This window comes from Kitasatospora sp. NPDC059973 (genome assembly GCF_042737525.1).
Classification (GTDB): domain Bacteria; phylum Actinomycetota; class Actinomycetes; order Streptomycetales; family Streptomycetaceae; genus Kitasatospora.
The window spans coordinates 1-8,160 of sequence record NZ_JBHWUI010000255.1 but is presented as its reverse complement, the minus strand read 5'-3'; the positions used below and the strand labels follow the sequence as shown (position 1 = coordinate 8,160).

Here is an 8,160-nt window from a genome sequence, read left to right as displayed (position 1 = left end):
CACCCGGCCACCCCCGCGGCGCCCCGGCGCGGCCCGCGGCCCGGCCGGCCCGCGCCGCGCCCCGGCTGCCACGTCCGCAGCCGCAGGCTGTTGCCCACCACGAGCAGCGAACTCAGCGACATCGCCACCGCCGCCAGCATCGGGTTCAGCAGCCCGACCGCCGCTAGCGGGATCAGCACCAGGTTGTAGCCGAACGCCCAGAGCAGATTGACCCGGATGGTGGCCAGCGTCCGCCGGGCCAGCCGGACGGCGTCCACCACCGCCTCGATGTCGCCCCGCACCAGGGTGAGCCCGGCCGCCCCGATCGCGGCGTCACTGCCCGAGGCGAGCGCCACCCCGAGGTCCGCCGAGGCCAGCGCGACGGCGTCGTTGACCCCGTCGCCGACCACCGCCGTGGTCCGCCCGGCGGCCCGCAACTCGGCGACCACCTCGGCCTTGCGCGCCGGAGAGGCCGAGCAGTGCACCCGCTCGATGCCCAGCTCGGCGGCCACCGCCCGGGCCGCCCCGGGGCCGTCGCCGGTCAGCAGGACGGTCTCCAGCCCCAGCGCGCGCAGCCGGTGCAGCGCCCGCCAGCTGCCGGAGCGCAGGGTGTCCCCGACCGCGAGCAGGGCCACCGCCCGGCCGTCCAGTTCCACCAGGACCGGTGTCCGGCCGGCCGCCCCGGCCCGGTCCCGCGCCCCGGCCAGGACGGCGGGCAGCTCCGCCGAGGAGTCCTCCGGCCGGACGACCCGGACGGCCCGCCCCTCGACGCTGCCCGTGACACCGACCCCGGCGGTGGCCGCGAAGCCCGCCACCGCCGGCAGCGACCCGCAGCGCGCCCGGGCCGCCGACAGGACGGCCCGGCCCACGGGGTGCTCGGAGCGTTGCTCGACCGCGCCCGCGAGCCGCAGCACCTCGTCCGCCTCCACCCCGGGCACGACGGTGAGTTCACCGAGCTCGGTGCGCCCGGTCGTGAGCGTCCCGGTCTTGTCCAGGACCACGGTGTCGATCCGGCGCAGGCTCTCCAGCACCTCCGGCCCGCGCACCAGGACGCCCAGCTCCGCGCCCCGGCCGGTCGCCGCCAGCAGTGCGGTCGGCGTGGCCAGGCCCAGCGCGCACGGACAGGCCACCACCAGCACCGCGACCGCGGCCGTCACCGCCGCCTGCGGATCGGCGCCCGCCCCCAGCCAGAAGCCGAGCACCGCGACCGCCACCGCCAGGACGCAGGGCACGAACACCCCGGCCACCGCGTCCGCGAGCCGCTGCGCCCGCGCCTTGCCGGCCTGCGCGTCCGCCACCAGGGCGGTGATCCGGGCCAGTTGGGTGTCCGCACCGACGGCCGTGGCCCGGACCACCAGCGCGCCGCCGACGTTCACCGTGGCACCCGCCACGGCATCGCCGGGGCCGACCTCCACCGGCGCGCTCTCGCCGGTGAGCAGACTGAGGTCCAGCGCCGAGCCGCCCTCCACCACCACCCCGTCGGTGGCCACCCGCTCGCCCGGCCGGACCACGAACTCCGCGCCGGGCAGCAGTTGGTCGATCGGGATCAGCCGCTCCTGCCCGGACCGCGGATCCCGGACGCACACCTCCTTGGCCCCCAGCTCGGCCAGCGCCCGCAGCGCCGAACCGGTGCGCCGCCGCACCCTGCCCTCCAGCAGCCGGCCCGCCAGCACGAACAGCGGCACCCCGACGGCCGCCTCCAGATAGACGTGCGCGCCGCCCCCGCCGTCGGCGGTCAGCGAGAACGGCATCCGCATGCCGAGCCCGCCCGCCCCGCCGAACACCAGCGCGTACGCGGACCAGCCGAAGGACGCCACCACGCCGAGGCTGACGAGCGTGTCCATGGTCGCCGTGCCGTGCCGCAGCCCCTGCCGGGCCCGCCGGTGGAAGCCGGCCGACCCCCACGTCACCACCGGGACGGCCAGCGCGAAGCAGACCCACTGCCAGGCCGGGAACTGCAGCGCCGGCACCATCGACAGCACCACCACCGGCACCGCCGCCAGCGCGGTCACCAGCAGTCGCCACCGCTCCGCGGGCTCCTCGACGCGGTCCACCGGCGGCTGCCCGGCCCCGGCCGGCGCGGCCGTGAACCCGGCCCGCTCGACCGCGGCGACCAAGTCCCCGACGGCCACCCCGGCCGGGTGCAGCACCCGCGCCCGCCCGGTGGCGAGATTGACGCCGGCCGTGACCCCGTCGATCCGCGCCAGCGTCCGCTCCACCCGGCCGACGCAGGCCGCGCAGGTCATCCCGCCGACCGTCAGGTCGGTGCTGACCGGCGTCCCGGCCGGCGCGTCCGCGACGGCGCTCACCGGCCCGCCCCCATGTCGTGCCCGCTCATCCCCGGCGTGCCCCCGCCCCCGCCGCTCCCGGGCGTCAGCCCCGGCGACACCGGCCCGGCCCGCGCCCCAGCGCGAACGCCGCCACGAACACCACCACCAACAGCAGGGCGAACCCCGCCACCACACTCCACGGCCGGCCACCCGGCGTCATCTCACTCACCCCCCACCAGTCGGCCCGCCACCCCCACCGGTTCCCACCACCCGCACATCACCCCGGAACACCACGCCCGGGAACGCGCCGGGGCCGCCGTCCGTCAGCGGGGTGTCGAGCCGGAAACAGGAGCGCCGCCCGCCGCCGGCGACGGTGTCGGTGGAGGCCGGGGGTACCCGAACGGGGGAGCAGGTTTCGCGGCGGGGGCGGTCGTTGCGAAGCATGGGGACGTAGCGGTCGTCGGCCGCTGGACGCCGATCAGAAGAGGGAACTCCGGTGCGTGAACTCCATAGCTTCCCGAACCGTCCTGCCGAGGGTGCTCGCCGGGGGTGGTCCGGGCCGCGGGCCGTGGCGCTGGTGGCCGCGCTGACCGGGGCCGCCGTGCTGGCCGCGTGCAGCAGTTCGTCGACCAATCCGTCGGTCACCCGCTCCGAGGCCTCGACGCTGAGTACGGCGCCCAACCCGTCGTCGTTCTCCGGGGAACCGCCGTCCGCGCTGGCCTCGACCGCGGAGTCGGCGCTCGCGTCCGCGTCGGCGGCCGCCGAGTCCGGCTCAGCCGCCGCCGCCTCGTTCGCGGCCTCCGCCTCGGCACAGGGCGAGCAGGCGCGGCAGAACGCGGCGGCCGCGCTGGGCACGCTGGAGAACGGCGGCAACGCGCTGGGCGACGTCACCATCACCGGGGTGCCGCGGGCGCAGACCGGTGGGCTGCACGCCGTCGTGGTCACCATCACCAACGACGGGGTGAACACCGCCTCGTACGCGGTGCAGGTCGACTTCACCGACACCAGCGGGAAGACCGTGGACAGTTCGATCGTCGGCGCGGAGCACCTCGCCGTCGGGGCGCAGGCCTCCCCGGTCGCGTTCAGCCGCCGGCCGGCGGAGGAGACGCTGCTGCCGGTCGTGGTCAGGGCCGTCCGGTACTGAGCGGCCGGCAGGGCGTACCTCTTGCCGGGCGGGCTACTCGTCGGTAATCCTTGCTGACATCGCGTCCAGCAGAGGAGCCGCATGCCCGCCGACGTCACCTTCGCGCTGCCCGCCCCGCCCGGACCGGGGGAGGTGACCGTCCGCTACCAGCGGCTCGGGTCCGGCAGCCCGCTCCTGCTGCTGCACGGCGTGGGCCACCACTGGCAGGCCTGGGAGCCCGTGCTGCCCGCGCTGGCCGAGCGGCACGAGGTGATCGCCGTCGACCTGCCGGGCTTCGGCGCCTCGCCCGCCCTGCCACCGGGCGTGCCGTACGGGCTGGAGGCGGTGGTGCCGGTACTCGGCAGGCTCTGCGCCGAACTCGGGATCGAACGCCCGCACGTCGCCGGGAACTCCCTCGGCGGACTGCTGGCCCTCGGCCTCGGCCGGGCCGGCCTGGCCCGCTCGGTGACGGCGCTCGCCCCGGCCGGCTTCTGGACCGAGGCCGAACGCCGCTACGCCTACGCGGTGCTGGGCGGGATGCGGCTCGGCGCGCGGCTGCTGCCGCCGCCCGCCGTCGGCCGGATCGCCCGCTCCGCGGCCGGCCGCGCGCTCCTGGTCAGCTCCATCTACGCCCGCCCCGGCCGCCGGGAGCCCGCCGCCGCCGTCGCCGAGACCAGGGCGCTGCGCGAGGCGACCGGCTTCGGCCCCACCCTCGCGGCCGGCCGCGGGCTGCGGTTCACCGGGGCCGCCGGCGACGTGCCGGTCACCGTCGCCTGGGGCAGCCGGGACCGCATCCTGCTGCGCCGTCAGGGCGTGCGCGCGCTGCGGGAACTCCCGGCGGCCCGGCTGGTCCGGCTGCCGGGCTGCGGGCACGTGCCGATGAACGACGACCCGGAGCTGGTCGCCCGGGTGGTCCTGGACACCTGCGCCCGGGCGCAGGACCGGCCGGCCCTGCCGGAGCCGCTCAGTCCGTCAGCGTGATCCGGATGCCGACCGTGCCGCGCTCGCCGCGCCGCACCCGGCTGCCGAGCAGGGTGAGCACACCCAGCAGGCCGTACTTCTGCCGCAGCAGCGTCCGGTAGGCGGCGGTCCGCTCGGGGCCGAGGATCTCGGCGGTCGCCGGGTACTGCTCGCCGGTCGGCCGGCCCTTGACGTCGCACGGGCCGACCAGGACGTCGGCGCGGTTGCGGATCCGCTTGACCTTCCAGGAGTCGGTGACGGTCCAGACGCCCAGCGCGTCGCCGTCGCGGACCACCCAGACCGGGGTCGGTACCGTGCTGCCGTCCTTCTTGTAGGTGGTGACCAGCAGGTAGTTCCCGGCGGAGAGCCGGACCAGGCGTGCGAGCCGGTCCTGCGAGGCGGGGTCGGGGGTGGCGGCGCTCATGGCCGCATTCTAGGCCGCGCCGTGGGCCGGGGGAGTGACCGTCGTCAGGGGGTGACCACGGGGAACGCCCGCTCCGGGGTGGTGACGAGGGCGAACAGCCGCGGCAGCAGCCCCGGGTCGCCCTCGTGCCGGACGGTGTCTAGGGCCTGGCCGGCCAGCAGGCCGAGCAACTGCGGCCTGGTCAGGGTGAGCGTCAGCCCGGCCGGCGACCGGGGCGCGTCCCCGGCCGGGAACGACCGGTGGGTGAGGGCGCCGTGCCGCAGTGTCACCCGGTACCGCAGCCGCTCGTCGGTCAGCACCAGGTCGATGGTCAGCGCCTCGTCCCAGGCGCGCGGCCCGTCGATCCGGATCGCGATCGAGTCGAGCAGCATGGCGGTGGTCAGGGCCGCCGTCATCCCGGGGGTGGCGGCGTCGAGCAGGACCGTCCCGGGGCCGTCCAGCAGTTCGCCCGCGGCCGCCAGGTAGAAGTTGCGCCAGGGGCCGTTCTCCGCGCCGTGGCCGAGCTGCCGGTAGACGCCGGCCAGCGCCTCCCTGGCCGCCCGGTTCGACGGGTCGGCGAACACCACGTGGTTGAGCAGGGTGGCCGCGAAGCGGAGGTCCCCCGAGTCCGCGTAGCCCCGCGCCTTGGCCAGCGCGGCCTCGCCGCCGCCGGCCACCTCGACGTACCGCTGCGCCTGGGCCACCGGCGGGTGCTCCCACAGGTGCGCCACGTTGCCGTCGAACCAGCCGAGGTAGCGCTGGTAGACGGCCTTGACGTTGTGGTTCAGCGAGCCGTAGTAGCCGCGCGCGTGCCAGCGCCGCTCCAGCGCGGGCGGCAGCCGCAGCTCCTCGGCGATCTCCGTCCCGGTGAGCCCGTCGTTGAGCCGGCGCAGGGTCTGGTCGTGCAGGTACGCGTAGAGGTCGCGCTGCTCGGAGAGGAAGGCGACCACGTTGTCGTGGCCCCAGGTCGGCCAGTGGTGCGAGGCGAACGCGACGTCGTACCGGCCGTGGAAGTACTCGATCGCCTCGTCCAGGTAGCGGGCCCAGATCCGGGCGTCGCGGACCACCGCGCCGCGCAGCGTCAGGATGTTGTGCATGGTGTGGGTGGCGTTCTCGGCCAGGCAGAGTGCGCGCAGGCCGGGGAAGAGGAAGTTCATCTCGGCCGGTGCCTCGGTGCCCGGGGTGAGCTGGAAGACGATCCGCACGCCGTCGACGGTCTCCTCCTGGCCGGTGCGGGTGACGTCCACCGTCGGCGGGACGAGCGTGATGGTGCCGGTGGAGGTGGTCATGCCGAGGCCGGCGCCGATCTGCCCGTCGGGGGCCTTCGGCAGCCGGTCGCCGTACATGAACATGGCCCGCCGGGTCATCGCGTTGCCCGCGTAGACGTTCTCGCTGACGGCGTGTTCCAGGAAGCCGGCGGGCGCGATGACCGGGACGCCCTCCTCACTGCCCGGCGGCAGGACGCCGCGGGCGCCGCCGAAGTGGTCGCCGTGCGAGTGGGTGTAGACGAGGCCGGTGACGGGCCGGTCACCGCGGTGCTCCCGGTAGAGCGCGAGGGCGGCGGCGGCCGTCTCGGCGGAGATCAAGGGGTCGATCACGATCACCCCGCGCTCGCCCTCGACCAGCGTCATGTTGGACAGGTCGAGGCCGCGCACCTGGTAGAGCCGCTCGGCCACCTCGTAGAGCCCCTGCCGGGCACAGAGCCGGGCCTGGCGCCAGAGGCTCGGACGGGCGGTGTCCGGGCAGTCGGCGGCGAGGAAGCCGTACGCGTCGTTGTCCCAGACCACCCGCCCGTCGGCGGCCCGGACCACGGCGGGCACCAGCGCGCCGAGGAAACCCCGGTCGGCGTCCTCGAAGTCCGTGGTGTCATCGAAGGGCAGGTCGGTCATCGCAGGCTCCGTTCCATCGGTGGTGTGCGGGCGGCGTCCGGCCGCACGCCGGGCCGGCGGCGCGGTGGCCGCCGGGGAGTCAGGCCCGGTGGTTGTGCAGCCGCCGACGGGCCGACCGCACCGTCGACCGCAGGGCGCGGGCCGCCCGCCGGCGGCCGCGACCGCCGACCGCCGTCGAGCCGCCCAGCGCGGTGGCACCCGTCCGGGCGAACGCGAGCGGGGCGGCGGCGGCCTCGACGGCAGCCGGGCGCAGCCGCAGCCGCCGGGTCCGGGCCCGGCCCGCGGACCACAGCGCCAGCGCCCCGCCGAGCACGAGCGTCGTCCACCCGGCCGGGCCGAGCGCGTGGTGGGCCTGCTCGATCGCGTGCGGCACGACGCCCGTCGCGGGGGCCTCGGCGGGGGCGGACGCGGCGGCGGCCGGCTCGTCCACCAGGTGGCCGACCGGTTCCACCCGGCCCGCCGCGGCGAAGCCCCAGTCGAGCAGGCTCGCCGCCTCGTCGTACACCTTGGTCTGCGACTCCGGGTGCATCACCGTCACCAGCAGGGTGCGGCCGCCGCGTTCGGCGGCGCCGGTGAAGGTGGCGCCGGCGCCGGTGGTGTAGCCGTTCTTCACCCCGATCAGGCCCGGGTACTTGCCGAGCAGCCGGTCGGTGTTGGCGATGTCGAAGGCGGTGCGCTGACCGGTCGTCTTGTCCACCCCGCCGGGGAAGCGCGCGGTGCGGGTGGAGCAGTAGGAGCGGAAGTCCTGGTTGCGAAGCCCGGCCCGGGCGAACAGCGTCAGGTCGTAGGCCGAGGAGACCTGCCCCTCCTGGTCGTAGCCCTCGGGCGAGACCACGTGGGTGTCGCGGGCCTGGAGGGCCACCGCGCGGTCCTGCATCTGGGCCACGGTCCGGGCGAGGCCGCCGTTCATGTGGGCCAGGACGTGCACCGCGTCGTTGCCGGAGCTGAGGAAGACGCCCCGCCAGAGGTCCTCCACCCGGTAGGGCAGGTTCTCCTTGATGCCGACCAGGCTGCTGCCCACGCCCAGGTTGGCCAGCTCGGCCGGGGCGACCTTGTGCTCCAGGGAGCGGTCCAGCTTGGGCAGCACGGTGTCCGCGAAGAGCATCTTCAGGGTGCTCGCGGGCGGCAGCGGCAGATGGGCGTTGCGGGCGGCCAGGACGTCACCGGTGGTCGCGTCGGCGACCAGCCAGGACCGGCCGGTGAGTTCGACCGGCAGCGCGGGCGCCCCGGCCAGCGGGGCCACCTGGACGGCGGGGCGGCCCAGCCGCTCGCCGCCGACCACGGTGGTCGCGTCCTGCGCGACGGCCGCGGACGCCGCGGTGGCGAGCACCAGCGCGGCGGCGACGGCACCGGCCGCGGCCGGTCCTCTGACATGGTGTGACCTCTGCTGCACACCGCGAACGTACCCGCGGCGCGGCCGGGGCGCCGTGTGCGCTGCTCCGTCCGGGCCCCGGCACCCGGACGGGGCGGGCCGGCCCGGACGCGCCGGACCCGCCGGAGCAGAGGGTGCTCCGGCGGGTCCGGCGGGTCCGGCGT

At 76.6% G+C, this 8,160-nt stretch carries 6 protein-coding genes; 2 read left to right on the top strand and 4 right to left on the bottom strand.

Annotated elements, in window-relative coordinates; all coding sequences use genetic code 11:
- Positions 1-2,225, bottom strand: a 2,225-nt coding sequence (locus ACFWA9_RS36850; protein ID WP_380393523.1) for a heavy metal translocating P-type ATPase, incomplete at its 3' end; no start/stop codon positions are given.
- A 520-nt stretch (positions 2,226-2,745) separates the two neighbouring features.
- Between ACFWA9_RS36850 and ACFWA9_RS36845 the strand changes: the two genes are divergently transcribed.
- On the top strand, positions 2,746-3,393 hold the full coding sequence (locus tag ACFWA9_RS36845) for a hypothetical protein (RefSeq protein ID WP_359836969.1): 648 nt from the start codon (positions 2,746-2,748) through the stop codon (positions 3,391-3,393).
- An 81-nt stretch (positions 3,394-3,474) separates the two neighbouring features.
- A complete protein-coding gene (locus ACFWA9_RS36840) occupies positions 3,475-4,353 on the top strand; it encodes an alpha/beta fold hydrolase (protein ID WP_380393521.1) in 879 nt (292 codons plus the stop codon).
- On the opposite strand, the gene ACFWA9_RS36835 is transcribed toward ACFWA9_RS36840, so the two are convergent.
- The 3 genes from ACFWA9_RS36835 to ACFWA9_RS36825 all read right to left on the bottom strand — a co-directional run bounded on the left by ACFWA9_RS36835 (position 4,337) and on the right by ACFWA9_RS36825 (position 8,017).
- Complete coding sequence (locus ACFWA9_RS36835) at positions 4,337-4,756, bottom strand: PPOX class F420-dependent oxidoreductase (RefSeq protein ID WP_329486109.1); 420 nt, start codon at positions 4,754-4,756, stop codon at positions 4,337-4,339. The two genes, ACFWA9_RS36840 and ACFWA9_RS36835, sit on opposite strands and share 17 nt — an antisense overlap.
- 44 nt (positions 4,757-4,800) lie before the next feature.
- On the bottom strand, positions 4,801-6,624 hold the full coding sequence (locus ACFWA9_RS36830) for an alkyl/aryl-sulfatase (protein WP_380393519.1): 1,824 nt from the start codon (positions 6,622-6,624) through the stop codon (positions 4,801-4,803).
- Between the two features lie 79 nt (positions 6,625-6,703).
- Positions 6,704-8,017: a D-alanyl-D-alanine carboxypeptidase family protein gene (locus ACFWA9_RS36825; RefSeq protein ID WP_380393517.1), complete on the bottom strand. Its 1,314-nt coding sequence runs from the start codon at positions 8,015-8,017 to the stop codon at positions 6,704-6,706.
- Positions 8,018-8,160 lie beyond the last annotated feature (143 nt).